Origin of the sequence: Methylobacterium nonmethylotrophicum, from assembly GCF_004745635.1 — a bacterium.
Taxonomy (GTDB): Bacteria; Pseudomonadota; Alphaproteobacteria; order Rhizobiales; family Beijerinckiaceae; genus Methylobacterium; species Methylobacterium nonmethylotrophicum.
Window position 1 is genome coordinate 169,519 of record NZ_SRLB01000002.1, and the last position, 25,399, is coordinate 194,917.

Genomic DNA, 25,399 nt, shown 5'->3' on the forward strand with positions numbered 1-25,399 from the left:
GCAAGGAGAACACGATGCTGCCCCTTCGTGCCGCCGCGCGCGGCGCCGCCCTCGCCGTCGTCTCGCTCGGCCTCGCGCTCCTCGCGGGCCCGGCGCTCGCCCAGCCGAAGCCCACCATCGTGGTGATGGGCGAGGATGCCGACGAGGATTCGGTGCCGCGCGGCAACCGCATCTTCCAGCGGGTGATCGCCGAGCTGTCCGAGACGATGAACCTGCGCGGCTACAACGTCTACGACGAGACCGCGGTGGCGATGGGCTTTACCCAACCCAACCGGGTGCGCCGGCGCGACGCCGAGCTGATCGAGGTCGCCCGCGCGGTGCAGAACCCGCCCCTCGACGTCGTGGCGGTGTTCCAGATCTACGCCTCGGCCTCCAAATCGGCCTATTCGGACATCGTGCGGCCCGAGGTGCGCATCCCGGGCCGGCTCCTCAACGTACGCACCGGCCAGTCCCTCGGGTCGTTCGAGGTGACGGGCGTGCAGCTGCCGCCGCTGCCGCAGGGGTGCGACCGCGAATGCCTGCTCGAGCGGGTCGGGGCCGAGGCGAGGACGATCGCCGGCGACGTCGCGGCGGCGCTGACGGCGAAGCTCGACGGCGTGATGGCGCCGCGCCGCGAGCCCGGCGCGACGGCGGCCGGCGCAGGGGCGGCCTCGGGCGCCGCGGCGCCCGGCGGGGAGGCCTGCGGCGGCTTCCCCACCGCCTACGTGGTGCGGCTGAACGGCTTCTCGGCCCAGGAGGTCCAGGCGGTCGAGGAGTACATGGCGGCGTTCCGTTGCTACGAGCACCACCGCCCGGTCCGGACGGGGGCTTCCGCCGCCGAGTACTGGTACGAGACCCGCGCCGATTCCGGCCGGCTCGGGCGCAACCTGCGGCTGATGCTCGAGCACATGAGCGCGCCGGGCCAGGTCCAGTTCTCCGGCAACACCTTCGTGCTGAGCCGCGTCGCCACGCGCTGACCTCCCGGAGATCCCCGATGCCTCACCTCCTCCGCCGCCCCGCCGGCCTCTCCCTCCGCGCCGTGGGCCGCGTGGTGGCCGTCCTCGGCCTGTTCTCCGCCCCGGCGCTCGCGGCCGACGCGGTCTTCCCGCCGGCCGGCTCGGTCGGCCTCGTGCCGCCCGCCGGCATGACCCCGTCGAAGGCGTTTGCCGGGTTCGAGCACCGCTCCGGCGCCTCGATCCTCATCACCGAGATGCCGGCCGAGGCCTACGGCCTGCTGGTCGAAAAATTCACCCCCGAGGCCCTGCGCGCGTCGGGTTTCTCGGCGCAGCGCGCCGGCGAGGCGCTGGCAGTTGCCGGCGGCGAGGGACGGGTGCTGCGCGGCAGCCAGGCGGCGAACGGCGTCACCTACGCCAAGTGGGTGGCGGTGGTGCGGGGCGGGACCGGCACCGGCCTCGTCACCGTGCAGGTGCCGGAGACGGCGCGCGGCCAGGTGCCGGACGCGGCGGTCGAGGCGGCGCTCGCCACGATCGCTTTCCGGGCCCCCGGCAGCCTCGCCGACCAGCTCGCGGCCCTGCCCTACACGGTGGGCGACCTCGCGGGCTTCCGCCCGGTGCGCACGCTGATGGGCAACGCCCTGATGCTCACCGACGGCCCCAAGGATGTCGATCCGGACGGCACGCAGCCGATGGTCGTCGTCGCGCCCTCGATGGGGCGGGCCGCCGTCCCGGAGGGCCAGGAGGGCGCCTTCGCCCGCCGGGCGCTCGCCACCTTCCGGGAGATCAAGGACGTCACGATCACCGAGGAGAGCCGCGCGATCCGCGACGGCGCGGTGGTCGTTCGCCTGCGCGCCGCGGGCGCGGACGCGAAGACCGGCCGCCCGATGGCCGTGACGCAGGTGATCCGGTTCGAGGGGCCGAATTACCTGCGGGTCCTCGGCCTGGCACGGACGGACCAGCCCGAGGCGCTCGCCCGCGCCGAGCGCGTGGCCGCTTCGGTGGCGATGCGGTGACGGTGCGTCCGCGCGTGCTCCGCCGCATCCCCTCCGTTGCGCTCTTCGCCGCCACGCTCCTCGGCCCGGCCGGAGCCGCGCAGGCCGGCCCGGCGACGGATGTCCCGCGCCTCCTGCGGGACTGGACCGCCCAGAACGGCACCTGCCGGGGCGGGAGCGGCGACGATCCGGCCACGCTCGCCGCGTGCGAGCGTCGCGACGTCCTGCATCAGCGGCTCACCGCGGCGGGCTGGTGCTACGGCCGGCCGGGCGATGCCGGCTACCAGCGCGTCTGGCGCCCCTGCACCGGCACCGGGCGGTGAGCCCGGCGCGAGCCCGTCTCTGGTCCCGGGGCGGAGGGACACGCCGCATGCTCCTCCTCGTCGTGCTGATCGTCTGGACGCCCGCCATCCTGCTCGCCGTCGCGCTCATCCTCGCCCGCCTGACCGGGTGCGAGGTCAACGAGGCCCGCTCGAATCCCTGCCGGGTGGCCGGCCTCGACATCGGCGGCCTGCTCCACACGATGATGGTGACGGGCTGGCTCGTCATCCCGCTCCTGCCCGTCATGGCCCTGACCCTGATCGGCGGGGTCGTCGCGGGCGGGCTGGCGCTGTTCGGGATCTGGCGGCCGTGACCGCACGGGTGATCGATGATCCTAGGGCGCGGCCAGTCGCCGGTGGGACAGCCCCGCCGGCGACCCTGCCCCGGGGCACGGCCCAGGACACCGGCGCGCGGGACCATCCGGCGGCAGGCCGCGCAGCTCAGCCCGGCGTCACTTCCCGACGCCGGCCCCGAGGGGCTCCATGCCGCTCTCGCGCACCGCGGCGGCGGCCTCGGGCGAGGCCAGGAAGCGGATCAGGGCCCGCGCCGCCTCCGGCTCGCGGCTGCCGGTGACGAGGCCCGCCGAGAACACCGTGTAGAGCTGCACGTCCTTCGGCAGCATGCCGACGATCTCGATGCCCGGCACCGGCTTCAGCTCGCTGAGCTGCTGGAAGCCGACCTCCGCCTCGCCGCGGGCCACCACCTTGGCGACCGGCTCGGCCGGGATCATTCGGGCCTTGTCCTTGACCTCGGCGGCGATGCCGAGGCGCTTGAACATCTCCTTCTCGATGTACACGCCGCTCGCGCTGTCCGAGTAGGCGATCGACTTGGCGGCGAGCAGGGTGCGGCGCAGGGCGTCGTCGGTCGCGATGTCGGGCTTCGGCGCACCGGCCCGCACCGCGAGCGCGATGCCGGACTGGGCGAGGGGGGTGCGGCTGTCGGCCTGCACCTTGCCCTGCTTGATCAGGTCGTCGAGGGCGTAGCCCACCATCACGACGACGTCGATCGGCTCGCCACGCTCGAGACGGGCGGGCACCGCCTGGGGCGTGTGCCCCATGGACGGCCCCCACTCCGTCACGAGCGTGTGGCCGGTGCGGCGCTCGAATTCGGGGGCGAGCGCCCGGTAGGCGGCGGCGAAGCCGCCGGAGCTGACGACGCGCACCTCGGCGGCGGACGCGGCGCCCGCGAGGAGCGGCAGGACGAGGCCGAGGACGCGGGACAGGGCACGGAAGCGGATCACGGGTTTCCTCCCAGAACGGTTGTCGGGGCCCCATCGGCACCCGGATCTTGGCTGTCGCAGGGCAGCGGCCGGATGAACGCCCGGCCGCGGCCTCGAGGCTTCGACGGTCACGCCGCCGCGACGTCCCGGGCGAGGCCCGCCGTCACGGGCTCTTCCCGGGTTCGATCAGCAGCGTCGCCGACAGGCGCGATGACCGGCCGGAGGGCCGGCGCCGCCCCTACCCGTCGCCTCTGTCGGCGAGGCCGAGACCAGCGGGGTGGAGCCGCCGAACAAGGCCGTGGCGAGCGGGCCGGCCAGCGACCAGCCGGCGGTGCGCACGCTCGCCGGGACGATCTCTGTCAGCCCCGCCACTATCGCGCCGTCCTCGCTGCCGTAAAGGAAAAGCAGCCACGGGAGCACGATCGGCACGGTGGTAAAGGACATGCCGGCAACGCGCCAGGCCAGGGCCGGGCAGGCCGCGAGCTGGGCGAGGGTCGAGAAGAGGAGCCGGCATCCTCCGGCGTGAGGGCTGGGACGGACGGGTGGCGGACACGCGCAGGGCCTTGGCCGGCGCTCGGGCGGGCAGGCCGTGGCGGTGGGGACGGACGGTGCGCGTCCTTGACCGCTCGCGGCGGATGGTGCCGCGGCGGCCTCGTCCGCCGGTCACCGGCAGCGCAGCCATTCGCCGGACGCACGCGGCCGAAAGGCCCCGCGCGCTCAGGCCAGCCAGGCGACGAGCAGCGACACCGTGACGACCGAGGCGAGGTGCGAGAGCAGGATCGCCCCCGAGGTCACGCCGGCCTCGAGCCCGTAGAGCTTGGCGAGGGTGAACGGCCCCGAGCCGATCGGCAGGGCGCTCAGCAGCACCGCCGTCCGCGCCCAGAGGTCCGGCACCGCGAAGACCTCGTAGACGAGGAAAGCCGTCACCGCCGGTTGCAGCACGAGCTTGAGGACGACGAGGACGGCCATCGGCCGGATGTCGGACAGGACCACCCGCTCCTGCGCCAGGAAGAGGCCGATGCAGACCAGCGCACAGGGCGAGGCGGCCCCGCCGAGGAGGGCGGCGAACCGCTCGATCGGCCCCGGCACGGACAGGCCGGTCAGCCCGACGGAGAGCCCGGCGAGCGGCGCGATCAGCAGCGGGTTGCGCACCAGCGCCAGCACCACCTTGCGGGCGGTGCCGGCCCGCCCGGCGCCCTTCTGCAGGTCGAGCTCGATCACGACGATCGCGGACAGGAACAGCACGCAGGCGGTGAACAGGGTCGTGATCACCGCCGCCGGCAGGCTCGCGGGCCCGAACACCAGCAGGCAGAGCGGAATGCCCATGAAGCCGACATTGCTGTAGCCGGCATCCAGCCCCTCGATGCAGGCCTGGGCGCTGCGAAGCCCCCGCCCGAGCCCGAGCACGAAAGCCACGGCGAAGGCCGCCGCGATGCCGCCCGCGAAACCCGCCGCGAACCCGACCTGGGCGACCTGGTCCGGCGTGATCTTCGCCATCGCGCCGAACATCAGGGCAGGCAGCGCGAGGTAGATCGCGAACCGGTTCAGGCTGTCGGCCGCCGCCGGACCGAACAGGGCGGTGCGGCCGGCCAGGAACCCCGCCAGGATCAGGGCGAAGATCGGAAGGGCCGCGTTGAGGACTGCCTGCATGGGGGACGGCGCCGGAGCCGGGCGGGGCGCCGGCGACCGCCGCTTTGGGTCAGCGTGACGAGCGGCGCAAGGGTCGCAGCCCTGCGCCCGAGGCGGGTCCGGGTCCCGCCGGGGATCGGCCGGTCACGCCCGCCCGCGCCGCCCCTCCACCAGCCACATCGCCAGCACGGCGGCGGCCAGGGCCGCGAGGGCGGCCAGACCTAAGCCCAGCGGGTAGACCGACACGCCCCGCACCACTGCGCTGTTGCTCGGCCGGAAGCCGATCCAGTCGGAGCCGGCGAGCCGCCCGGAACGGGCGACCTGGAGCCGCGGCACGGCGAGACCGCCCGCGGCATCGGCGAGGCGGCGCACCGAGCCGCCGGTCGCCTCGGCGATCGGGCGCAGGCGCTCGGTGTCGCTGAACACGTCGACGAGTTCCCGCGGGTTCGCAGGACCGACGCTCACAAAGGCGACGAGGCTGCCGGCCCGCAGGGTATGCAGCCCGAGCGTGTCCGCCTCGAAGGTGGCGGCGAAGAGGCCCGGCTTGTCGGGGTTGAGCGTCAGGGTGCGGGTCTGGCCGTTCGGCGCCGTCACGGTGACGGGCTCCGCGGTGTCGGCCATGGTCTGGCGCTCGACCCGGACCTCGCGGCCGTGGCCGGTGGCGGAGGCCCGCAGCGCCTCCTCCTCGAGCGCCGGCTCCTTCATCAGCCAGTGGCCGAGGCGGCGCAGCAGGTCGAGATGAGGCCCGCCATCCTGGTAGCCCCGTGCCCAGAGCCAGGCATGGTCGGAGAGGAGGAGCGCCACCCGCCCCTTCTCCTCGCGGGAGAGGGCGAGCAGCGGCAGCGCGTCGGCGCCGGCCATGATCGGGGTGACGCCGGGCCGGACCTCGGCCCCGATCAGGCGCAGCCAGTCGCCCCAGGCCGGGGGCGAGGCCTCCGAGCCCGGCAGGTCGCGGGTGACCGGGTGGCGCTGGCCGCTGCCGGTGAGCGCCGCCTTGTAGGGCCGCTCGACCACGCGGCCGTTCGGCTCGCCGGGCAGGATCGCGGCGAGCCGCGTGCGGGCGAGGCTCGCGGCCGAGGCGAATTCGGGACCGGCCGCGATCAGGAGCGCCCCGCCCTCGCGCACGTAGCGCACGATGTTGTCGAAGTAGCTCGACGGCAGCACGCTCTGGTTGGCGTAGCGGTCGAAGATGATGAGGTCGAAATCCTTGATCTTCTGCTGAAAAAGCTCGCGGGTCGGGAAGGCGATCAGAGACAGCTCGGAGATCGGCGTGCCGTCCTGCTTCTCGGGCGGACGCAGGATGGTGAAGTGGACGAGGTCGACATTGGCGTCGGACTTGAGCAGGTTGCGCCAGGTGCGCTCGCCGGCATGCGGCTCGCCGGAGACGAGCAGCACCCGCAGCTTCTCGCGGATGCCCTCGATCGGCAGCACCGCGCGGTTGTTGGCGGTGGTGAGCTCGCCCGGCAGGGCCTCGGCCTCGATCTCGACGACGTTGGGCCCGCCATGCTCGACCCGGAGCGTCAGGCCGAAGGGCTGGCCGGTGCGGACGGACTGGCGCACCACCTCCTCGCCGTCGCGGCGGACGGTGACCACCGCCGAGCCGGTGCCGCCGCGCTCCATCACCTCGGCGCGGATGGTCTGGTCGCGCCCGACGATGCCGAAGCGCGGCGCCTCGATCAGGCGGATCTGCCGGTCGCGCTCGTCGGGCCGGCCGGTGACCAGCACGTGGAGCGGCGCCTTGAAGCTCGCCGAGGCGAGGTTGGCCGGGATGTCGTGAACGACGCCGTCGGTGAGCATCACCACGCCGGCGAGGCGGTCCGGCGGCACGTCGGCGAGCGCGCTCGCGAGCGCCGTGAACAGCCGCGTGCCCTCGTCGCCGCCGGCCTCCGGCACCTCGACGAAGCGCGGCTCGATCTCGTTGAGGGTGCCGAGGCGCCGCTGCAGCTCCGTCCGCACCCGGTCGGTCATCGCCGGGCGGTCGCCGAGACCTTGCGACCCCGAGCGGTCGACCACGACGGCGACCACGTCCTTGACCGGCTCGCGCTCCTCCTGGACCAGCGAGGGGTTGGCGAGCGCCAGCAGCACCAGGCCGAGGACGAGGACGCGCAGCAGCGCCACGGGCCCGCGGGCGACGAAGGCGACCACGGCGAGGATCGCGGCGAGTCCGCCCAGGGCCCAGAGGACCGGGGCGGGAACGAGCGGGGCGAGGCTCAGGCTCAGCATAGGATTGTCTCGGTGATGCGGTCTCGCCGTGGCGGCCGCATGTCGTGGAGGTCGTAAGCAGCGGACAGCGTAGGCGGGATGCCCTCACCCCCCGGGAATGCTGCATCCGTGATGCGTTTCAGAACGGCGTCGAGATCCGACAGCACGTCCTCGTTCTTGAAGCGCAGCAGGCAGAAGCCCAGGCGTTCGGTCTCCTCCGTTCGCTTGGCGTCGTAATCGCGGTGCCACTCGTGCTGCTGGCCGTCGAGTTCGACGATCAACCTGCGTTCGGGGCAAAGGAAATCGACCGTGTAGAGCAGAAGGGGAACCTGCCGCTTGAACTTCAGCCCATGGAAGCGCCGTCCGCGCAGCACCGTCCAGAGTCGATCCTCGGCCGAGGTCATCTGCCGACGCAAGGCCCTGACGAACTGCCTCGGCTCTCGGGCCATTTGGTCTGCTCCTCTGCGACGATGCGTATCAAGAGCCCAGCATATGTTCAGAAGAGCGCGGGATCCCCTCTCCCGTGTGGGAGAGGGGTAGGGGTGAGGGTGACACGCTTCAGTGTGAAACGCTGAGCGCGGTGCTGGTAGCGGGACGGTCAGAGCGTGACTCAGGACCGTAGCACCCTCGCGCGATCTTCGATCGCCCCTACCCCTCTCCCACACGGGAGAGGAGATCCCGCGCCTTTCTCGTACGACGTTGCGTCCAGCACGTTCTTTACTGTCCCAATCGCTCCAAGAGCGCCGGTACGTGAACCTGGTCGGCCTTGTAGTTGCCGGTGAGGGCGTACATCATCAGGTTGACGCCGCCGCGGAAGGCCATCTCGCGCTGGCGCGGGTCGCCGCCGACGAGGGGATAGAGCGCCTCGCCGCGCCGGCCCACCGCCCAGGCCGAGGCGAGGTCGTTGCCCGTGATCACGATCGGCGAGACGCCATCGCCGGCCCGCGCCGGACGGCGCTCGCCGCCCTCGCCTGCCGGCGGCAGGGCCTCGACCCAGGTCTGGCCGGTGGCGTAGCGGCCCGGGAAGCCGTCGACGAGGTAGAAGGCCTTGGTGAGCACGTGGTCGCGGGGCACCGGCTCGAGTTCCGGCACCTCGAGGGTCGCGAGCATGCGCTGGAGGTAGAGCGCTTCCGGCGTCGGCGGGCCGCCGGGGCGGGCGGTCATCGCGTCGCGGGTGTCGAAGATCACCGTGCCGCCGTTCTTCATGAAGGCGTCGATGCGCCGGATCGCGTCCCGGCCCGGCTGCGGCCGGCTCGGCACGATCGGCCAGTAGATCAGCGGGTAGAAGGCGAGTTCGTCCCGGGCCGGGTCGACGCCGGCGGGCTCTCCGGGTTCGAGCGCGGTCCGGCTCGCCAGCATTTGGGTCAGGCCGGTGAGGCCCGCCCGGCTGGTCTCGTCGACCGCGGCGTCCCCCGTCACCACGTAGGCGATGCGGGTGATGAGCGCCGATTCGATGCCGGTCGGCCGGTTGGCGGCGGGCTCGGCGGCCCGCGCGGTCTCGGGCGCGGCGCCCAGCAGCAGAAGACCGAGGACGAGGGCCGCCGCCGCCGGCCGGCGGCGCAGGCGCGCCGCCATCAGCCCGAGGAAGCCGCCGAGCCACAGGCTCGCCAGGGTGTCGAGGGCGAGCAGCACCAGGGCCGCGAGGAAGAACGGCCCGCGCAGGTCGCGGGTGCGCGCCTCCTCCAGCCCACCGAAGCGGGCGCCCGTCAGCGCCTTGAGGTCGAGGGCCTTCAGCCGGTCGTCGACCGTCAGCGCGTTGACCGCGAGGCCGCCATCGCCGGGGCCGTAATAGCCCGGCGGATGATCGGGCGTCGCCCGCTCGGTCCAGGTCGCCGGCACCGCCCGGGCGGTGGCCGGGGGCGCCTTCAGGGCGCCGAAGCCGTCGAGGGTGAGCCGCGGGGCCAGCACCGGCGGGGGCGCGCCCGGCGCCGCGCCGGTCGTCGGCGGGGTGGTGCCGGCGAGCGCCACGACCCGGCGCAGCATGGTGACGAACAGGCCCGACAGCGGCAGGTTCGACCAGGTGGTGTCGGCAGTGACGTGGACCAGAACCACCATGCCCTCCCCCCGCTTGGCGGCGGTGACGATCGGAGTGCCGTCCTGCAGGGCGGCCCAGGTGCGCCGGGCGAGATCGCCGTCCGGCTCGGCGAGGATCTGACGCCGCACGCCGATATCGGCCGGCGGCGTCAGGCCCGCGAACGGGCTCTCGGGCAAGAACGGCGCCAGGGTGCGCGGGCTGTCCCAGGACAGGGTGCCGCCGAGCGTCCGCCCGCCGCGGCGCAGGCGCACCGGCACGAGGTCGTCGCTGCCGGCGGCAAGCCGCGGTCCGGCGAAGCGCAGGAGCAGCCCACCCTTCTCGACGAAGCCCGCGACCCGCTCCAGGGTGGCCGGGTCGAGGGCGCCGACATCGGCGAGGACCAGGACCGAGACCTGCTGGTCGAGCATCTGGCCGATCGACTCGGCGACGCCGCGCCCAGCCCGGGGCTCCTGCACGTCGGCGAAGGGGGTGAGCGCCCGGGAGAGATAATAGGTCGGCGAGAGGAGCGGCTGGGCCTGGTCGGCGGTGCCGCCGAAGACGAGGCCGACGCGCCGGCGCCGGCCGCGCTCGTCGGCGAGCACCACGGCGCCCGCGGAGTGCTCGCCCGCGACCTCGAACCGCGCGATGGTGTTGCGCAGCTCCACCGGCAGGTCGAAGCGGACCGGCGCCGCGTCGGCGCTCCCGGCGAAGGCGAAGTTCGTCTCGGCGAGGGGCAAGCCCTTGGCGTCGAGGGCGCGCACGGTGCCGGTATCGCGCCCGTTCTCCGCCGCCCGCACCACGCTGACGCCGAGCTGGCCGCCCGACGAATCAGGTCCGGCGAGCGCCAGCGCCGGCGGACGCTCGGCCTTGAGCACGGTGACGTCGGCGCGGCCGCGGGCCGCGGCCTGGGCGAGACCGGCCGGGAAGGCGTCGCCGTCCGGTCCCGCGACCCCGTCATGGACCCAGACGACCGCCGAGCCCGGCGAACGCTCCAGGAAGGCCGAGAGCGTCGCGAGATGGGCGGAGCGGTCGGCGAGGTGCGGCAGCGGCTCGATGGCGCGCAGGCGCTCCAGCGCCGGGCCGGGGCCTGTGGCCTCGAGACCGGCCGGAGCCGACGCGGTGGCGAGGAGCGCCACGGGCCGCCCGGCCCGGGCCGCCGCCTCGACCTCGGCGGTGGCGACGCGGACCCGGTCGCGCCAGTCCTGCGCGGCGGTGAACCCGTTGTCGAGGATCAGCAGCAAGGGCGTGCGGCCGTCGCCGGCGCCCTGCTGCGTCGGGTTCCAGACCGGTCCCGACACCGCCAGGATCAGGCAGGCGGCGGCGATGAGGCGCAGGGCGAGCAGCCAGGGCGGGGTGCGGGCCGGCGTCTCGCGCTCCGGCAGGAGGTCGGCGAGGATGCGCAGGGGCGGGAAGTCAATCCGGCGCGGCCGCGGCGGCGTCACCCGCAGCAGGTACCAGAGGGCCGGCAGGGCGAGGAGCGCCGCGAGGGCGGCGGGGGCGGCGAAGCTGAGGGGCAGTCCGAGCATCGACGAGGCTCCTCAGCCCGCGCCGCGGGCGGCGGCGACCAGGGTGACGAGGCGGAGCGCCGCCTCGCTCGCCGGGCGGTCGGTGCGGTGCAGCGTCAGCGTCCAGCCTTGCGCGCGGGCGATCTCCGCCAACGCGTCGCGGTGCGCCCGGATCCGGCGGCGATAAGCCTCGCCCCAGGCCGCGGCATCGCCGACCCGCAGCGACAAACCGGCTTCGAGGTCGTGCAGCTCGGCCTGACCGGCGAAGGGAAACGTCTCCTCGACGGGATCGACCACCATGACGAGGTGGCCGCGGCTGCCGGCGGCGGCGATGGCCGCCACCGAGGTCCGCACCTGGTCGGGGGCTGCGAGGAAGTCGCCGATCAGCACCACCTCGTCGAAGCGCCCGACGGGCGCGCGCGGCGGCAGGTCCTCGTCGAGGGCGGAGGTGTCGGCGGTGAGCGTCTCGGCCATCCGCTCGACGATGGTGCGGGTGGCCTGGGGCCGGGACAGGCCGAGCAGCCCGACCCGCTCGCCGGCCTCCACGAAGGTGTCGCCGAGGGCGAGGCCGAGCACCAGGGCGCGCTCGATCTTGGGCGCCTGGGCGAGGGAGGAACCGAAGCCCATCGAGGCCGAGCGGTCGATCCAGAGCCAGACGGTGTGGGCCGCCTCCCATTCGCGCTCGCGGACGTAGAGCCGGTCGTCCCGGGCCGAGCGGCGCCAGTCGATCCGGCCCGCCGCCTCGCCGGCGACGAAGGGGCGGAACTGCCAGAAGCTCTCGCCCGGGCCGGCCCGGCGCCGGCCGTGCAGGCCGTGCGCCAGGGTCGCGGCGACCCGGCGGGCCTCCAGGATCAGGCGCGGCATGCGCTCGGCGAGCGAGAGGGCGGTCTCGGTCTCCCGCCGGCCGGGCGCGCGGGCGGCCGCGTCGAGGACGCGCGTCGAGGCCACCGGGTCAGAGCCGCCCGACGAGGCGGCCGATCAGGCCGGGAATCGTCTCGCCGTCGGCGCGGGCCGCGAAGGTGAGCGCCATGCGGTGCTTGAGCACCGGCTCGGCCAGAGCCGCGACGTCGTCGACCGACGGAGCGACCCGGCCCTCGATCAGCGCGCGGGCGCGCACCGCCAGCATCAGGGCCTGGCTGGCGCGGGGGCCGGGACCCCAGAGCAGCTTGTCGGCGATTGCCGCGTCGCCCCCGACGGGGCGCGCGGCGCGCACGAGGTCGAGGATCGCCTCCACCACCGCCTCGCCGACGGGCAGGCGCCGCACCAGGCGCTGGGCCGAGAGGAGCGCGTCCGTGTCCATCACCGGCTGCGGCCGGTGTTCCTCGGCGCCGGTGGTCTCGAGCAGGATGCGCCGCTCGGCGGCGCGGTCGGGATAGCCGACGTCGATCTCGAGGAGGAAGCGGTCGAGCTGGGCCTCGGGCAGCGGGTAGGTGCCCTCCTGCTCGATCGGGTTCTGGGTCGCCAGGACGTGGAACGGCCGCGGCAGGTCGTGGCGCTCGCCCGCCACCGAGACGAAGCGCTCCTGCATCGCCTGCAGCAGCGCCGACTGGGTCCGGGGGCTGGCGCGGTTGATCTCGTCGGCCATCAGGAGCTGGGTGAAGATCGGCCCGCGCACGAAGCGGAACGAGCGGTGCCGGTCCTGGTCCTCGTCGAGGATCTCGGTGCCGAGGATGTCGGAGGGCATCAGGTCGGGGGTGAACTGCACCCGGCGCGCGTCGAGCCCGAGCACGGTGCCGAGGGTCTCGACGAGCTTGGTCTTGGCCAGGCCCGGCAGGCCGACCAGCAGCCCGTGGCCGCCCGCCAGCACCGTGACCAGCGCGAGGTCGACCACCGTCTCCTGCCCGAAGATGACGCCGTGGATCGCCTCGCGGGCGCGCCCGACGCTGGCGAGGCAGGCCTCCGCGGCGGCGACGATGCCGTCATCCATCGGGGTCGCGGCGGCCGGCGCGCTGGCTTGGGTCATGCGGGGTCCTCGTCATCGTCCGGGGGCCCTGCGGGCCCTGTCGGGGATCCGCGAGTGTGGATCCCTTCCGCACCGCAAGGCAAGGTTGGCGCGACGACGCAGGGCGATGGCGGCACCTTTCCGGCTCCGCCGGGGCTGTGCCTCGCGAAGGCTTGATTGCAGTACGCCTCAAGGCGCCCGGCAGGCGAAGCTCTCCGCCCGGTCTGCCTCGCCGCCCTGGTAGCGCGCCTCCTGCGGGAACGGACAGAGCGGCCGCGTCCGGCCCGGGAAGGCGGCGCCGCGGGCGGCAATCCGGTCGGGCGCCTCGCCGCGCTCGACCCAGGCCTCCAACGCGGTGAGCGGATCGAAGTCGTCGAGGGCCGGTCCGCCGCCGCAATGGGTCATGCCCGGCACCAGGAACAGGCGCGCCCAGTCCGCGAGCGCCGCGCCGCCGCCGTTGTGGCGGGCGAGGTCCTGCCAGTGCGCAGCAAGGTCGCGGGCGGAGAAGACCGGGTCGGCGACGCCCTGGTAGACGAGGAGCCGGCCCCCCTTCGCCGTGAAGGTCGACAGGAAGGTGCCGGTCGGGTCGTTGAGGGCGGCGGCCACGATCCCGTCGAAGGCGGTGGGAAACCGCGTCGCCGCCATCAGGGCGGAGCGGCCGCCATTGGAGCAGCCCATGAAATAGGCATGGGCGGGGGCGCGGCCGTAGCGGGCGGTGACCAGCGCCCTCGCCTCCCGGGCCACGGCGCCGACCGCCCCGTAGGCGAAATCGACGCGCGCCTGCTGGTCGAGGCCGAAGGAGGCGTCGCTGCTGTCGCGGCCGCGATGACCGGAATCGGTCGAGACCACGGCGTAGCCGCGCAGCAGGGCCGGCGGCGCCGTCGCCCCCGACACCGGTATCGCACCCAGCGCCTCGCCGACGACGCCGTCGAGCCCGCCGCCGCCCTGAAACAGGAAGCGGCCGTTCCACGCCTCCGGCAGCCGCAGCTGGAAGCCGATGCCGTAAGCCACGCCGCCGGCCCCGACCCGCGGGTCGATCGTGCCCTCGACGAGGCAGTGGGCTGGAAGCGCGGCCTTGGCACGGGCGGCCCCGGTCAGGGCGGCGCGGCCCGGGTTGTCGGACGGCAGGGTCCCGGCGGGCACCGCCTCGGCCCGGGCGATGCGCAGGTCGGGCCTGGCGAGGCTGGCGATGTCGCCGCAGGCGAGCGGGTCGGCGAGCGCCGGCCCGGCGAGGATCGCGGACAGGCCAACGATCGGACGGGTGAGCACCGCGCCCCGCGTGACGTGTCGCGCCATGACCTTGGCCTCCCCCGGAGATCCGCCGGAGCCGAGCGGGTCCAGCCATCATGATGTCCGCCAATCGGCCCCGGCCGGCGCAGGCCGTCAAGCGATGCGGCGCGATTGACGTCGCGAAACGCTGCGGCAGCGGGCGCCCTGCCCCCTGTCGCCGCCGGCGGGCCGGGGGCATGATCGTCGCACAACACCATTCGGGAGGATCTCCGTCATGTCAGACCACGAGCCCCCGATCCTTGCCCGTCGGACCCTGCTGCTTGCAGGCGCCGGCCTTGCCGGGGCCGGCCTCCCCCTCGGCGGGACGGCCGCGGCCGAGGGCGCCCCGCCCGAGGGGGCCCTCACCGACCTGCCGCTGGTGCCGCCGCGGACGGAGTTCGTCTACGAGGCCGTGGTCGAGATCGCCCCGCTGGTGCCGCTGGGCGATTCCCCGCTCGGCGAGCGGCGCATCGTGCCGATCACCGGCGGGCGCTTCCAGGGCCCGCGGATCCGCGGCACCGTCCTGCCCGGCGGCGCCGACCGGCAGCTCGTGCGTAAGGACGGGGTCCGGCGCCTCGACGCCCTCTACGAGATGCAGGCCGAGGACGGAGCGATCCTCACCGTGCGCAATCAGGTGCTGATCGATCCCGGCCGCGACGGCGCGCCCGATTACCGCTTCTCGACCATCGAGGTCACGGCGCCGGAGGGTCCGCATGCCTGGCTCAACCGGCTGGTGCTGGTCGGCACCCTGACCAGCCTGCGGCCGGCGCGAGAAGCGGTGCTGGTGCGGGCGTTCCGGCTGGCGTGACCCGTGGTAGGATCGCGGCGAAGACCCGGGAGCGACCGCCATGCGTGCCGCCGAGACGCGCGACCCTCCGATGGATCTCGACGGCTTCCTGGCCTTCCTGGCCGAGCGGCCGGACGGGGAGCGCTGGGAACTCGACGACGGGGTGCCGCTGATGAACCCGCAGCCGACCCGGCGGCACGACTGGATCCAGACCAACATCCTCGAGGCCCTGCGGCAGCATTGGCGCGTGCACGCCAGCCCCTGGCGCCCCTCCGGCCCGAGCCAGGTCCCGGTACCGGGCCGGGCCAGCACCGTCGCGCCCGACGTCCTCGTGGCCCTCGACGACGGCCGCGACGACCTCTGCATCACGCCGGCACCGCTCGTCGTGTTCGAGGTCCTGTCGCCGAGCGACAGGCCGCGGCGCCAAGCGGCGAAGCTCGCGGCCACCACCGCCGTCCCGTCGATCGCGAGCGTCGTGCTGGTGCGTCAGGACCGGCGTGCGGTGACCGTGCATCACCGGAACCCCGACGGCGGCCTCTCGGCCGCCGATTGCACGGACGTGCTCGACCTGCCGGAGATCGGCGTCACGCTGACCCTCGACACGATCTACGACGATACCCCGCTCGCTCGGTGAGAGCGTAACCCCTGCAACCCGGTGCCTACCGGGTCGGTTGGCGCGGTGGCGGGCTTTCGGTTCCGGCATTGGACGAGGGCTGCGGCGCAGCCGGAGCGGGAGCCGCCGTCCCGCTGGGCATCGGCACGTTCACGGCGAAGGTTGGGAATATGCTCCGGCCTTCGAGCGCTTGCGACGCGGAGGGACGAGGTGCCGGCGGTCTGTTTCGCGTGGTCATTGCCCTGCCGCTCGGTTCTTCGTCATCGATCGGAGTGTGAGGCCTACCCCAGTTCCGACACCAGGAATTCCCGCACCGCTCCCGCCTCGATCCCCGGCGCGATGAAGCTCTGCCCGATCCCGCGGGCGAGGATGAAGGTCAGCGCCCCGTCGCGGACCTTCTTGTCCTGGCGCATGGCGTCGAGGAGCTGGTCGGCGTCGCCGCATCCGCCCGGGACCTGACCCAAGGTGGTCGGCAAGCCGGCGAGCGCCAGGTGGTTGGCGACCCGGCCGGCGTCCTGGCCCGGGCAGAGGCCGAGCCGGGCCGAGAACCGGAAGGCGAGGCACAGGCCGATCGCCACCGCCTCGCCGTGGACGAGGCGGGCGGACTCGTAGGCGGTCAGGCGCTCCAGCGCATGCGCGAAGGTGTGGCCGAGGTTGAGCAGCGCCCGCTCGCCGTCCTCGCGCTCGTCGCGCACCACCACGCCGGCCTTGGCGCGGCAGCACGAGGCGACCGCCGCCTCGCGGGCGGGACCGCCCGAAAAGATCCCGGCGAGGTTGGCCTCGCACCAGGCGAAGAAGGCGGGATCGTCGATCAGCCCGTACTTCGCCACCTCGGCATAGCCGGCGCGCATCTCGCGCAGGGACAAGGTGTCGAGGGAGGCGGTATCGGCGATGACCAGGCTCGGCTGGTGGAAGGCGCCGACGAGGTTCTTGCCGTGGGGCGAGTTGATGCCGGTCTTGCCGCCGACCGAGGAATCGACCTGGGCGAGCAGCGTCGTCGGCGCCTGGACGAAGCGCACGCCCCGGCGCAGGGACGCGGCGGCGAAGCCTGCCAGGTCCCCGACGACGCCGCCGCCCAGCGCCAGGACGAGGTCGCGCCGCTCGATCCGGTGGGCGATCAGCCCGTCGCAGACCTGGGCGAAGCCGGCATAGCTCTTCGAGCCCTCGCCGGGCGGCACCGTGATCAGCGCGGTGCGCAAGCCCGCCTCCGCCAGCGAGGCGGTGACGGCTGCACCGTACGCGGCCGCGACAGTCTCGTCGCTCACCACCCCGACGGCCCGGGCCCCGAGGGCGGCAACGCGCGGGCCGATCTCGGCCAAGAGCCCCCGGCCGACCAGGATGTCGTAGGCCCGCCCCCCGTCGAGGGGCACGTGAACGGTCTCGGTCAGCACGGTGCTCGGATCCGAAAAAGCGGGGTGGCTCACTGGGCCGCGAGGCCGTGGCGGGCGGGCTCGGGCGTGCCGCCGGACTCCGAGCCCTCCCCGGGCACGTCGCCCGCCGGCTCTCCCGCCAGGTCGCCCGCCAGGTCGCCTGCCAAGTCACCTGCCATGTAGGCGTCGAGGGCCTCGAGCACGTCCTGCACCACCCGGTCGTGGGAGACGTCGCGGGAGACCACCACCACGTCGGCCCCGCCATAGACGGGATGGCGCAGGTCCATCAGCCGGCGCATCGTGCCCTCGGGGTCCTCGTTCTGGAGCAGCGGCCGTCCCGGGCGCTTGCGCACCCGGCGCATCAGCACGTCGAGCTCCGCCTTGAGCCAGACCGAGACCCCGGCCTCGGCGATGCGCCGGCGGGTCTCCGGCCGCATGAAGGCGCCGCCGCCGGTGGCCAGCACCATCGGCCCCTCGCGCAGCAGGCGGGCGATCACCCGTTCCTCGCCGTCGCGAAAGCTCGGCTCGCCATAGATGGCGAAGATGTCCGGGATGGTCAGGCCGGCCGCCGCCTCGATCTCGTGGTCGGCATCCTTGAAGATCAGGCCGAGGCGCCCGGCCAGGCGCTTGCCGACGGTGCTCTTGCCCGCGCCCATGAGCCCGACCAGCACGATCGAGCGCAGGCCGAGGCCCCGGCGCACGCGTGCCTCGATCGACGGGTCCTGGGCGGGATGCTGGTTCATGCGGCGTTGTTTAGCCTGTTTTTCGCGCAGGGCGAAACGGCGGATATCGGGGAAAACTGCGCGCCCGGCCAACCCGGCTCGGCACCCGCGCAACAGGCGCCGGCATTCCGTTCCCGCGGCGCCGGGCGGCCTTGCCTTGAGGGGGCGGCGCGTGGTCGAACCGGCAGCCAAGGTGGCCGGTGCGCTGCGCCTGCACCGATCGTTGTCACGCGTAGTCCCGGGGCCCGTCCGACGTGCCGACCCTCTTCCGCTTCCTGGCCGTGGTGGCGATCCTGGCCGGGCTCGCCTTCGCGGCGATGTTCGCGCTCGCCACCTTCGTCGAGCCGACGCCGCGCGAGATCTCCGTCACGATCCCGAACTCGAAGCTGCAGCCGAAATGAGCGGCCCGCCATGAGCAGTCCGCGATGAGCAGTCCGGGCCCGCAGGGCCTGATGCACGCCTATCTCGACATGCTGGCGGCCGAGCGGGGCGCTGCCGCCAACACGCTCGCGGCCTACCGGCGCGACCTCGACGACTACCTCGCCCATCTCGCGGCCAGGCGCCTCGATCCCGGCGCCGTCGAGGCCGCGGGGGTGCGGGCCTACCTCGTCGAACTGGAGGCACGCGGGCTCAAGAGCACGTCGGCGGCCCGGCGACTCTCCTGCGTGCGCGGCTTCCACCGCTTCCTCTACGCGGAGGGCCTGGCCGAGAGCGATCCCACCGCGCCCGTCTCCGGGCCGAAGCGCGGCCGGGGCCTGCCGAAGGTGCTGTCGGTGGCGGAGGTCGACCGGCTCCTCACCGTCGCCAAGGAGGCGGCCCTCAACGCTCCGAACCCCGCCGAGGCGGCGCGGGCCGGGCGCATGCACTGCCTGATCGAATTGCTCTACGCCACGGGCCTGCGCGTCTCCGAGCTCGTGGCCCTGCCGCGGGCGGCGGGCTCCACCAAGGAGCGCTTCCTGGTGGTGCGCGGCAAGGGCGGACGCGAGCGCCTGGTGCCGCTGACCGAGGTCGCCCGCAGCGCGATGGCGGACCACCTCGCCACCCTGACGGCGCCGGGCCCCTGGCTGTTTCCCGCCGACAGCGAGACCGGGCACCTCACCCGCCAGGCCTTCGCCCGCGACCTGAAGACCGTGGCCGCCGCCGCCGGGATCCGCACCGACAAGATCAGCCCGCACGTCCTGCGCCATGCCTTCGCCAGCCACATGCTGCAGAACGGCGCCGACCTGCGGGTGATCCAGGAGCTCCTCGGCCACGCCGACATCTCGACGACGCAGATCTATACCCACGTCCTCGACGAGCGCCTGAAGCAGATGGTGCGCGACCTCCACCCCCTGGCGAGCGCCTGACGTCCCGCACCCGACCTCTCGGTCGACCGGTGACGCAGCGGCCGGCGCGACCTATCTCGTCGCCGGAAGGCGGCGGGAAGGCCGCGGGGGGAAGCGCACGTGCCGGTCTCGACCCTGTCCCTCGTCGCGCAGGCGCTGGCCGCCGCGTTCGTCGTGATGACCCTGCTGCCGTTCTGGCGCAGCCGCGCCGGGCTGGTGCGCACCTTCGACTTCCCGCGCTTCCAGATCGCCGCCGCGATCCCGCCGGTGCTGATCCTGCTCATGGTCGCCGGGCACGATCCCGTCTCGCTCGCGCTCGGAGCCGGGCTCCTGGCGGCGCTGGGCCTGCAGCTGCGCCACATCCTGCCCTTCACCCGCCTGGCGCGGCCGTCCGCCCGCGCCGCCCCGGCGGATCCGGCGCCGGGGGCCTGCGTGGCGATCCTGATCGTCAACGTGCTGCAGTCGAATCGCGACTACGACCGGCTGCTGACGCTGGTGGCGGAGACGGATCCCGACCTGATCCTGGCGCTCGAGACCGATGCGGGCTGGCGCGACGCGCTCTTTCACCTGCGGGCGCGCTATCCCCACGGGGCCGACCAGCCCCAGGACAACACCTACGGGCTGCTGCTCTATTCCCGCCTCCCCCTCGACGACGTGCGGGTGCGCTTCCTCGTCGAGGACGACGTGCCGTCGGTGCGCGCCCGCGTCACGCTGCCCTCCGGCGAGCGGTTCACCTTCCACGGCGTGCATCCGCGCCCGCCGCATCCGGGCCAGAGCAGCGCGACACGGGACGGCGAGCTGATCCTGGTCGCCCGCGAGGTCGCCCGCGACGGCGGCCCCGCCGTGGTGGCGGGCGACCTCAACGACGTCGCCTGGTCGCGCACCACGCGGCTATTCCAGGCCATCGGCGGCCTTCTCGATCCCCGGGTCGGGCGCGGCGCCTACCCGACCTTCCATGCCCGCTGGCCGATGCTGCGCTGGCCGCTCGACCACGTCTTCTTCACCGAGCACTTCCTGCTCTCCCGGCTCGAGCGCCTGCCCGATATCGGCTCCGACCACTTCCCGATCCTGATCGCGCTCTGCCGCGACGAACGGGCCGAAGGTGTGCAGGAGCCGCCCGCCGCGGATGCGGAGGATCACCGGGAGGGCGCCGAGGCGGTGGCGGAGGCCCGCGAGGAAGCGAGACCGTAACAGTCAAACAGTATGACTATTCAACCGGGCATCGGCGTGCTGTAAGGGTCTAGTCGGCGCCGGCAGGCGCCTTGCGGACCGATTGATGCGCGAACCCTTCGCCCCGTCCCGCCATCCCGGCAGCGCCCCCGCGGGGGCCGGCCTGGTGGTGATCCCGTCCGGACGGGCGCGCTCCAACCACGCCGAGGTGGCGCGCAGCCTCGGCACCGCGATCATCGGCGGCCGCTACGGCGCCGGCGCCAAGCTGCCGGGGGACGGCGAGCTGCTGGCCGCCTTCCGGGTGTCGCGGCCGGTCCTGCGCGAGAGCGTCAAGACCCTGGTGGCCAAGGGACTCCTCACCACCAAGGCCCGGGTCGGCACCGTCGTGCGCGAGCGCGCGGCCTGGAACATGTTCGACCCCGACGTGCTGGCCTGGCACCTCGAGGCCGGGATCGACCGGCGCTTCCTGCGCGACCTCGCGGAGATCCGCCTGGCGGTGGAGCCGGCGGCGGCGGCGCTCGCCGCCGAGCGCCGGGGCGAGGCCGACCTCGCCGCCCTGGAGGCCGGCCTGGCGCGGATGCGGGCCGCGCCGTCCGATTCCGACGGCTTCGCCGAGGGCGACCTCGCGCTCCACGTCGCGGTGGCGGTCGCCTCCGGCAACCCGTTCATGCGCTCGATCGGCGGGGTGATCGAGGTGGCGCTCAGGGCCTCGTTCCAGCTCAGCGCCCCGGTCGAGGCGGCGGAGCGCGAGGCGACGCTCGCGGCCCACGCGGACATCGTCGCGGCGATCCGCGCCCGCGACCCGGCGGCGGCCGCCGCCGCCATCACCGCGGTGATCCATAACGGCCTGCGCCGCCACGGCGCGGCGGGCTGACAGACGAACAGGAGGCTTACGCCATGACCACAGCTCCCCGCCCCTATCGCGGCGTCTTCCCGGTCGCGCCGACGATCTTCCACGAGGACGGCACCCTCGACCTCGACGGCCAGCGCCGGGCGATCGACTTCATGATCGAGGCCGGCTCGCACGGCCTGTGCATCCTCGCCAACTTCTCCGAGCAGTTCGTCCTCACCGATGCCGAGCGCGAGGAGGTGATGACAGCAGTGCTCGAACACGTCGCCGGGCGCGTGCCGGTGATCGTGACGACGACGCACTTCGCCACCCATATCTGCGCCGAGCGCTCGCGCCGCGCGCAGGACCTCGGCGCCGCCATGGTGATGATCATGCCGCCCTATCACGGGGCGACGATCCGGGTGACGGAAGCCGGAATCGAGCGGTTCTTCCGCACCGTCTCGGATGCGATCTCGATCCCGATCATGATCCAGGACGCGCCGGTCTCCGGCACCACGCTCTCGGCCGCCTTCCTGGCCCGCCTCGCCCGCGAGGTCGGACAAGTCTCCTACTTCAAGATCGAGACCGCCCAGGCGGCGGCCAAGCTCCGCACGCTCCTCGAACTCGGCGGCGATGCGATCGAGGGCCCGTGGGACGGCGAGGAGGCGATCACGCTGCTCGCCGACCTCGATGCCGGCGCCACCGGCGCGATGACGGGCGGCGGCTACCCGGACGGCATCCGGCAGATCATCGACCCCTACCTCGCCGGGCGCCGCGACGAGGCGGTCCGGGCCTACGCCCGCTGGCTGCCGCTCATCAACTACGAGAACCGCCAGACCGGGTTGGCTGCGGCCAAGATCCTGATGAAGGAGGGCGGCATCATCCGCTCGGACGCCGTGCGGGCGCCGCTCGAGCTGCCGCATCCGGCGACGCGCGCCGGGCTGATCGAGATCGCCCGCAGCCTCGACGCGGCGGTTTTGCGCTGGGGGCGGTGACACCAGCCTCGCCGATCAACGGGACCGCCCCGCACCTGACCGCCGGACGCCTCAGGTGATCCGCCGGATGCTCTCGGCGATCTCCTGGTCGTCGAGGCAGCCGAGCCAGTCGTCGCGCATCAGGCGCGGCTTGCCGAACTGGATCGCCTTGTTGCAGGCGTCCGAGAAGACACCGTCGACCTCGCCGAAGGTCACCGCCGCCAGGATGTTCAGGTGGCCGAGGAGGAAGTCGCGGGCGCACGATTCCGGTACGCCCCGGCGCACGGTCTCGTCCATCGCCTCGCGCATCACCGCGAGCAGGGTCGCGCAGACCGTCTCCGACAGGCCGGGCTCGAGGAGCGCCATCTGCTCCACGGTGACGCGGTGCGAGCGCAGGATCGGCGCCCAGATCGCCCGCGCGACGCGCTCGCCGAGGGCGTAGGCCTCCTCCGGCCCCTGCATCAGCGCGCTCACGATCGACTGGCGGGCCGCGATGCCGCCGAAATGATCGCGCCGGCCCTCCGGCGTGGTCTCGTCGTTGAAGATCGGCGGGTGGCAGGGATGGGTGACGAAGTAGGTCAGGTCCGGCCGCTCCGGCAGGTGGCCGGCGAAGGGTGCGGCGGCGTCGAGGATCACCACCATCGTGCCGGCCTTCAGCTTCGGCGCCAGGGCGTGGGAGACCTGGCCGATCAGCGTGTCGGGCACCGCCAGGACCACCACCCCGGCCCCGTCGAGCGCCGCATCCGCCTCGACAGAGGCGAGGCCGAGCTCGCTCGCGAGGCGCCGGCGTCCCGCCTCGCCGACCTCGACGGGAGCGAGCCGGAACTCCGAGTCGACGAGGTTGCGGGCGAGACGCATGCCCATCTTCCCGCCGGCCCCGAACAGGGCGATCGTCTCGGTCATGGCGTGCTCCTCTCCCGGGCGCGCCGTCCGCCTCTTCTCGGGCCGTGACGGCGGCCGGAGAGTGGCGGCGCCGCGCCGGCGCGACAAGCGATTTGTCGTCCCGTCGCCGTGAGCTAAACTCACGGCCTATGCCGCTGGAGACGCGTGATGGTCGAGCCCCTGCCCGCGCGGCTGCCATCGCTCGTGGCCCTGCGCGCCTTCGAGGCGGCGGCGCGCCACCGCAGCCTGACGCGGGCGGCCGCCGAGCTGTGCGTCACCCACGGGGCGGTGAGCCGGCACGTCAAGGCGCTCGAGGCCGCCCTCGGCGTGCCGCTCCTGCGCCGGGGCGGCGTCGCCTCCGAGCCGACGCCGGAGGGCGCGCGCCTGGCCGAGGGCCTGGGCACGGCCTTCGGGCAGATCGCCGCCACCCTGGCCGAGATCGCGCCGGGGCCGCTCACCCTGTCCTGCTCGGCCTCGATCATGCTGTGCTGGCTGATTCCGCGGATGCCGGCCTTCCACGCCGCCCACGGCGACGTGCCGGTGGAGCTCGACGCCAGTTACGACCGGGTCGATTTTGGCCGCGACCGGATCAGCGCGGCGATCCGCAGCAGCACGATCCCGGCGCCGCGGGACGCCCTGATCCGCGACCTCGGAAGGGAATGGATCGGCCCGGTCTGCGCGCCGGACTACCTGCGGGAGGTTTCTTTACGCCGGCCGGAGGACCTGCGCGGGGCGGCGCTGCTCGCGACCCGGACCCGGCCGGAGGCCTGGCGCGACTGGTGCGCGGCTTCCGGCCACCCCGACCTCGCGGCGGCGCCGAGGCGGAGCTTCGAGCACTTCTACCTGATGATCCAGGCCGCCTCCTGCGGCCTCGGCGTCGCGGTGGTGCCGCACATGCTGGTGATCGGCGAGGTCAAGGCCGGGCGGCTGGTGGCGCCCTTCGGCTTCGTGCCGGGCCAGCGCGCGCTGAAGCTCTGGATCGCCGGCCATCTCGGCGACCGTCCCGACCTGCGGGCGCTTGAGCGCTGGCTCGTCGCCGAGATGCGCTCGATCGTTCCGGATCCGGTCGACGGCGTGACGGCGGTGTCGCGGATCGGGGCTTAGCGCCCGGGGGCCCGGATCGGGAGAGCGACGCATCGCGTCGCCTGTGCCTCCGCTCGCGCTGGGGAGCCCTGCGGTTCGCCGCCCTGCCGCCGGCCCGAGCCGCCGCCGGGACCGAGATGCGCCGGACGGGCGGCGGTCTGCCCCCGCCTCGACCAGACCTTTTCTCGGATGCGCCAGACCGGCGTCGCGGTCGCGCAGCCCGCGCCGGAGTTCGCCGCCTCCCCAGGTGGCGACCTGGAAAACGCAGGCAGGCGGAGAAGGCGAGCGCATCCCGGCGACCTCTCGCGGGCCCGAGAGCCGGAGCCCGCTCAGCTTGACCGTAGGAAGCGCCGCCGAGGGTGGAAAGCAGCCCTCCACGCCGCCCGGAAAGATCTGGAGCCGCCGCGGAGTAAAATCCGCTGTGAACGCATGGCGCCCACGAAAATTATTTGTGCGACTATTAATCCATGTTGCTTGTAAAAATCAGCATATGATCCAGATCGATCCTATCATCGACGGATCCGAGACAGGTGTCGATGGCCGGGAGAGCCGTGCGCTTCCACCTGCAAACGCAAAGGGGGAGTCGCGATGGCCCCACACCGAACCATTCCATAGACATGCTGATCCGCAAGCTGGAGAGCATCGCGCGGCTGTCCGACGAGGAGAAGAATGCGATCGGGCATCTGCCCGTGACGGTCAGGCCCTTGAATGCAGGGCAGGACATCGTGCGCGAGAAGGACCGCCCGTCGCAGTGCTGCCTCCTCCTGGAGGGCTGGGCCTGCCGCTACCAGATCCTCGGCAAGGGCAAGCGCCAGATCTTCTCGTTCCACATCCCGGGCGACATCCCCGACCTCCAGAGCCTGCACCTGAAGGTGATGGATCACAGCGTCTGCACGCAGTCTCAGGCCACGGTGGCGTTCATCCCGCACGAGGCGCTGCTCGAACTGACGGCCACCTTCCCCGGCATCGCGGCGATCCTCTGGCGCGACACGCTCGTGGATGGGGCGGTTTTCCGGGAGTGGATGACCGGCATCGGACGGCGCACGGCCTTGCAGGCGGTCGCCCACCTCTTCTGCGAGCTGTACGTCAAGCTTGAGGCCGTGGGGCTCGCGCGGGATCACGCATACCGGCTTCCGCTCACGCAAGCAGATCTCGGGGATGCGCTCGGGTTGTCGAACGTCCACATCAACCGTGTGCTGAAGGAATTGCGCGGCAAGGGATGGATCACGCTGCACGGCGGCAGGCTGGAGATCAACGGCTGGCGGGAACTCGCCCACCTGTGTGACTTTGATCCCACGTACCTGCATCTGGAACGCCGCGCAGCATGAGCCTTCACCTTCAGCCGGTACCGATCGCGACGGACAGCAACGATGCAGAGAGCCAGTTGGTGTTTGCCGATGGCTTCCTGGTGGCGGTGCTGGTGCGCCTCTCTGACGATCACGGGGACGAGGCAGGCATGTGGTTCCTGGAGGCGGGGTTCGGCCGGGTTGATGACCCAAGCCAGCCGAAGTTCGCCGACCTGGACGAGGCGCAGGCGTGGATCCAGCGCCGACTGGATGGCGGCTGATCCTCGTCCCGAGTCGCCGCGCGGGACCGTCATCGGGATTCCGAGACCG

The 25,399-nt window shown here is 73.5% G+C and carries 26 protein-coding genes; 14 read left to right on the forward strand and 12 right to left on the reverse strand.

Translation table 11 applies throughout. The features are described from left to right. Nucleotides 1-14 precede the first annotated feature (14 nt). The 4 genes from EU555_RS03500 to EU555_RS03515 are packed head-to-tail and all read left to right on the forward strand — an operon-like array spanning nt 15 to nt 2,561. The gene (locus EU555_RS03500) at nt 15-956 is read left to right on the forward strand and encodes a hypothetical protein (protein WP_135413064.1); all 942 of its coding nucleotides are present in this window, start codon (nt 15-17) and stop codon (nt 954-956) included. A gap of 17 nt (nt 957-973) precedes the next feature. Next, nucleotides 974-1,948, forward strand: coding sequence for a hypothetical protein (locus EU555_RS03505; RefSeq protein ID WP_135413065.1), 975 nt, complete (start codon nt 974-976; stop codon nt 1,946-1,948). A gap of 14 nt (nt 1,949-1,962) precedes the next feature. Further along, entirely contained in the window at nt 1,963-2,250 is a 288-nt protein-coding gene (locus EU555_RS03510; protein ID WP_135413066.1) for a hypothetical protein, read from the forward strand. Between the two features lie 47 nt (nt 2,251-2,297). Continuing rightward, on the forward strand, nt 2,298-2,561 hold the full coding sequence (locus tag EU555_RS03515) for a hypothetical protein (RefSeq protein WP_135413067.1): 264 nt from the start codon (nt 2,298-2,300) through the stop codon (nt 2,559-2,561). Between the two features lie 138 nt (nt 2,562-2,699). Here the strand turns inward: EU555_RS03515 and EU555_RS03520 are convergent, their stop codons facing one another. The 9 genes from EU555_RS03520 to EU555_RS03560 form a co-directional block, all read right to left on the reverse strand. Then, a complete protein-coding gene (locus EU555_RS03520; protein ID WP_135413068.1) occupies nt 2,700-3,488 on the reverse strand; it encodes a substrate-binding domain-containing protein in 789 nt (262 codons plus the stop codon). Between the two features lie 165 nt (nt 3,489-3,653). Further along, on the reverse strand, nt 3,654-3,911 hold the full coding sequence (locus EU555_RS03525) for a hypothetical protein (protein ID WP_205820756.1): 258 nt from the start codon (nt 3,909-3,911) through the stop codon (nt 3,654-3,656). Nucleotides 3,912-4,184: 273 nt separating this feature from the next. Beyond that, nucleotides 4,185-5,117 carry an AEC family transporter gene (locus EU555_RS03530; protein ID WP_135413069.1) on the reverse strand — a complete coding sequence of 311 codons (933 nt, stop codon included), beginning with the start codon at nt 5,115-5,117 and terminating at the stop codon, nt 4,185-4,187. A gap of 123 nt (nt 5,118-5,240) precedes the next feature. Then, nucleotides 5,241-7,319 carry a hypothetical protein gene (locus EU555_RS03535; RefSeq protein ID WP_135413070.1) on the reverse strand — a complete coding sequence of 693 codons (2,079 nt, stop codon included), beginning with the start codon at nt 7,317-7,319 and terminating at the stop codon, nt 5,241-5,243. Further along, nucleotides 7,313-7,747 carry an endonuclease domain-containing protein gene (locus EU555_RS03540; protein ID WP_135413071.1) on the reverse strand — a complete coding sequence of 145 codons (435 nt, stop codon included), beginning with the start codon at nt 7,745-7,747 and terminating at the stop codon, nt 7,313-7,315. The genes EU555_RS03535 and EU555_RS03540 overlap by 7 nt, the downstream gene beginning before the upstream one ends. 268 nt (nt 7,748-8,015) lie before the next feature. Further along, the gene (locus EU555_RS03545; protein ID WP_135413072.1) at nt 8,016-10,838 is read right to left on the reverse strand and encodes a DUF4159 domain-containing protein; all 2,823 of its coding nucleotides are present in this window, start codon (nt 10,836-10,838) and stop codon (nt 8,016-8,018) included. A 12-nt stretch (nt 10,839-10,850) separates the two neighbouring features. After that, nucleotides 10,851-11,765: a DUF58 domain-containing protein gene (locus EU555_RS03550; RefSeq protein ID WP_135413073.1), complete on the reverse strand. Its 915-nt coding sequence runs from the start codon at nt 11,763-11,765 to the stop codon at nt 10,851-10,853. Nucleotides 11,766-11,769: 4 nt separating this feature from the next. Next, on the reverse strand, nt 11,770-12,780 hold the full coding sequence (locus EU555_RS03555) for an AAA family ATPase (protein ID WP_135413074.1): 1,011 nt from the start codon (nt 12,778-12,780) through the stop codon (nt 11,770-11,772). Nucleotides 12,781-12,948: 168 nt separating this feature from the next. Then, nucleotides 12,949-14,055, reverse strand: coding sequence for a tannase/feruloyl esterase family alpha/beta hydrolase (locus EU555_RS03560; protein ID WP_135413075.1), 1,107 nt, complete (start codon nt 14,053-14,055; stop codon nt 12,949-12,951). 208 nt (nt 14,056-14,263) lie between these two features. Here EU555_RS03560 and EU555_RS03565 point away from each other — a divergent pair, with 208 nt between their 5' ends. Continuing rightward, nucleotides 14,264-14,836, forward strand: a complete 573-nt coding sequence (locus EU555_RS03565) for a DUF3237 domain-containing protein (RefSeq protein WP_135413076.1) — start codon at nt 14,264-14,266, stop codon at nt 14,834-14,836. 40 nt (nt 14,837-14,876) lie between these two features. Then, nucleotides 14,877-15,449 (forward strand): Uma2 family endonuclease, encoded by a 573-nt coding sequence (locus EU555_RS03570; RefSeq protein ID WP_135413077.1) that lies wholly within the window; start codon nt 14,877-14,879, stop codon nt 15,447-15,449. A 260-nt stretch (nt 15,450-15,709) separates the two neighbouring features. On the opposite strand, the gene aroB is transcribed toward EU555_RS03570, so the two are convergent. Next, the gene (gene aroB / locus EU555_RS03575; RefSeq protein WP_135413078.1) at nt 15,710-16,819 is read right to left on the reverse strand and encodes a 3-dehydroquinate synthase; all 1,110 of its coding nucleotides are present in this window, start codon (nt 16,817-16,819) and stop codon (nt 15,710-15,712) included. A 29-nt stretch (nt 16,820-16,848) separates the two neighbouring features. Further along, nucleotides 16,849-17,541 (reverse strand): shikimate kinase, encoded by a 693-nt coding sequence (locus tag EU555_RS03580; RefSeq protein WP_167858424.1) that lies wholly within the window; start codon nt 17,539-17,541, stop codon nt 16,849-16,851. 233 nt (nt 17,542-17,774) lie between these two features. Between EU555_RS03580 and EU555_RS03585 the strand changes: the two genes are divergently transcribed. The 5 genes from EU555_RS03585 (at nt 17,775) to EU555_RS03605 (ending at nt 21,839) form a co-directional block, all read left to right on the forward strand. Beyond that, nucleotides 17,775-17,921: a histidine kinase gene (locus tag EU555_RS03585; protein ID WP_135413079.1), complete on the forward strand. Its 147-nt coding sequence runs from the start codon at nt 17,775-17,777 to the stop codon at nt 17,919-17,921. Between the two features lie 24 nt (nt 17,922-17,945). Next, complete coding sequence (locus EU555_RS03590) at nt 17,946-18,866, forward strand: site-specific tyrosine recombinase XerD (RefSeq protein WP_135413080.1); 921 nt, start codon at nt 17,946-17,948, stop codon at nt 18,864-18,866. 99 nt (nt 18,867-18,965) lie between these two features. After that, complete coding sequence (locus EU555_RS03595; RefSeq protein ID WP_245524124.1) at nt 18,966-20,036, forward strand: endonuclease/exonuclease/phosphatase family protein; 1,071 nt, start codon at nt 18,966-18,968, stop codon at nt 20,034-20,036. 85 nt (nt 20,037-20,121) lie between these two features. Further along, a complete protein-coding gene (locus EU555_RS03600) occupies nt 20,122-20,889 on the forward strand; it encodes a FadR/GntR family transcriptional regulator (protein ID WP_135413081.1) in 768 nt (255 codons plus the stop codon). A gap of 23 nt (nt 20,890-20,912) precedes the next feature. Beyond that, complete coding sequence (locus tag EU555_RS03605) at nt 20,913-21,839, forward strand: dihydrodipicolinate synthase family protein (RefSeq protein WP_135413082.1); 927 nt, start codon at nt 20,913-20,915, stop codon at nt 21,837-21,839. Nucleotides 21,840-21,890: 51 nt separating this feature from the next. Here the strand turns inward: EU555_RS03605 and EU555_RS03610 are convergent, their stop codons facing one another. After that, nucleotides 21,891-22,721: a phosphogluconate dehydrogenase C-terminal domain-containing protein gene (locus tag EU555_RS03610; RefSeq protein ID WP_135413083.1), complete on the reverse strand. Its 831-nt coding sequence runs from the start codon at nt 22,719-22,721 to the stop codon at nt 21,891-21,893. A 147-nt stretch (nt 22,722-22,868) separates the two neighbouring features. Between EU555_RS03610 and EU555_RS03615 the strand changes: the two genes are divergently transcribed. The 3 genes from EU555_RS03615 to EU555_RS03625 all read left to right on the forward strand — a co-directional run bounded on the left by EU555_RS03615 (nt 22,869) and on the right by EU555_RS03625 (nt 25,350). Next, complete coding sequence (locus tag EU555_RS03615; protein WP_135413084.1) at nt 22,869-23,804, forward strand: LysR substrate-binding domain-containing protein; 936 nt, start codon at nt 22,869-22,871, stop codon at nt 23,802-23,804. A 596-nt stretch (nt 23,805-24,400) separates the two neighbouring features. Then, nucleotides 24,401-25,111 (forward strand): Crp/Fnr family transcriptional regulator, encoded by a 711-nt coding sequence (locus EU555_RS03620; protein ID WP_245524125.1) that lies wholly within the window; start codon nt 24,401-24,403, stop codon nt 25,109-25,111. After that, on the forward strand, nt 25,108-25,350 hold the full coding sequence (locus EU555_RS03625; protein ID WP_135413086.1) for a hypothetical protein: 243 nt from the start codon (nt 25,108-25,110) through the stop codon (nt 25,348-25,350). Before EU555_RS03620 ends, EU555_RS03625 begins: the two co-directional genes overlap by 4 nt. Nucleotides 25,351-25,399: the final 49 nt, after the last annotated feature.

Excerpts from the sequence above, each read along its gene's own strand:
- EU555_RS03515 (WP_135413067.1), top strand. The coding sequence starts at position 2,298 with ATGCTCCTCCTCGTCGTGCTGATCGTCTGGACGCCCGCCATCCTGCTC.
- EU555_RS03565 (WP_135413076.1), top strand. The coding sequence starts at position 14,264 with ATGTCAGACCACGAGCCCCCGATCCTTGCCCGTCGGACCCTGCTGCTT.
- EU555_RS03560 (WP_135413075.1), bottom strand. The coding sequence starts at position 14,055 with ATGGCGCGACACGTCACGCGGGGCGCGGTGCTCACCCGTCCGATCGTT.
- EU555_RS03535 (WP_135413070.1), bottom strand. The coding sequence starts at position 7,319 with ATGCTGAGCCTGAGCCTCGCCCCGCTCGTTCCCGCCCCGGTCCTCTGG.
- EU555_RS03590 (WP_135413080.1), top strand. The coding sequence starts at position 17,946 with ATGAGCAGTCCGGGCCCGCAGGGCCTGATGCACGCCTATCTCGACATG.
- EU555_RS03530 (WP_135413069.1), bottom strand. The coding sequence starts at position 5,117 with ATGCAGGCAGTCCTCAACGCGGCCCTTCCGATCTTCGCCCTGATCCTG.
- EU555_RS03525 (WP_205820756.1), bottom strand. The coding sequence starts at position 3,911 with ATGTCCTTTACCACCGTGCCGATCGTGCTCCCGTGGCTGCTTTTCCTT.
- EU555_RS03625 (WP_135413086.1), top strand. The coding sequence starts at position 25,108 with ATGAGCCTTCACCTTCAGCCGGTACCGATCGCGACGGACAGCAACGAT.
- EU555_RS03615 (WP_135413084.1), top strand. The coding sequence starts at position 22,869 with ATGGTCGAGCCCCTGCCCGCGCGGCTGCCATCGCTCGTGGCCCTGCGC.
- EU555_RS03610 (WP_135413083.1), bottom strand. The coding sequence starts at position 22,721 with ATGACCGAGACGATCGCCCTGTTCGGGGCCGGCGGGAAGATGGGCATG.
- EU555_RS03580 (WP_167858424.1), bottom strand. The coding sequence starts at position 17,541 with ATGAACCAGCATCCCGCCCAGGACCCGTCGATCGAGGCACGCGTGCGC.
- EU555_RS03555 (WP_135413074.1), bottom strand. The coding sequence starts at position 12,780 with ATGACCCAAGCCAGCGCGCCGGCCGCCGCGACCCCGATGGATGACGGC.
- EU555_RS03620 (WP_245524125.1), top strand. The coding sequence starts at position 24,401 with ATGCTGATCCGCAAGCTGGAGAGCATCGCGCGGCTGTCCGACGAGGAG.
- EU555_RS03505 (WP_135413065.1), top strand. The coding sequence starts at position 974 with ATGCCTCACCTCCTCCGCCGCCCCGCCGGCCTCTCCCTCCGCGCCGTG.
- EU555_RS03545 (WP_135413072.1), bottom strand. The coding sequence starts at position 10,838 with ATGCTCGGACTGCCCCTCAGCTTCGCCGCCCCCGCCGCCCTCGCGGCG.
- EU555_RS03605 (WP_135413082.1), top strand. The coding sequence starts at position 20,913 with ATGACCACAGCTCCCCGCCCCTATCGCGGCGTCTTCCCGGTCGCGCCG.
- EU555_RS03570 (WP_135413077.1), top strand. The coding sequence starts at position 14,877 with ATGCGTGCCGCCGAGACGCGCGACCCTCCGATGGATCTCGACGGCTTC.
- EU555_RS03540 (WP_135413071.1), bottom strand. The coding sequence starts at position 7,747 with ATGGCCCGAGAGCCGAGGCAGTTCGTCAGGGCCTTGCGTCGGCAGATG.
- EU555_RS03600 (WP_135413081.1), top strand. The coding sequence starts at position 20,122 with ATGCGCGAACCCTTCGCCCCGTCCCGCCATCCCGGCAGCGCCCCCGCG.
- EU555_RS03500 (WP_135413064.1), top strand. The coding sequence starts at position 15 with ATGCTGCCCCTTCGTGCCGCCGCGCGCGGCGCCGCCCTCGCCGTCGTC.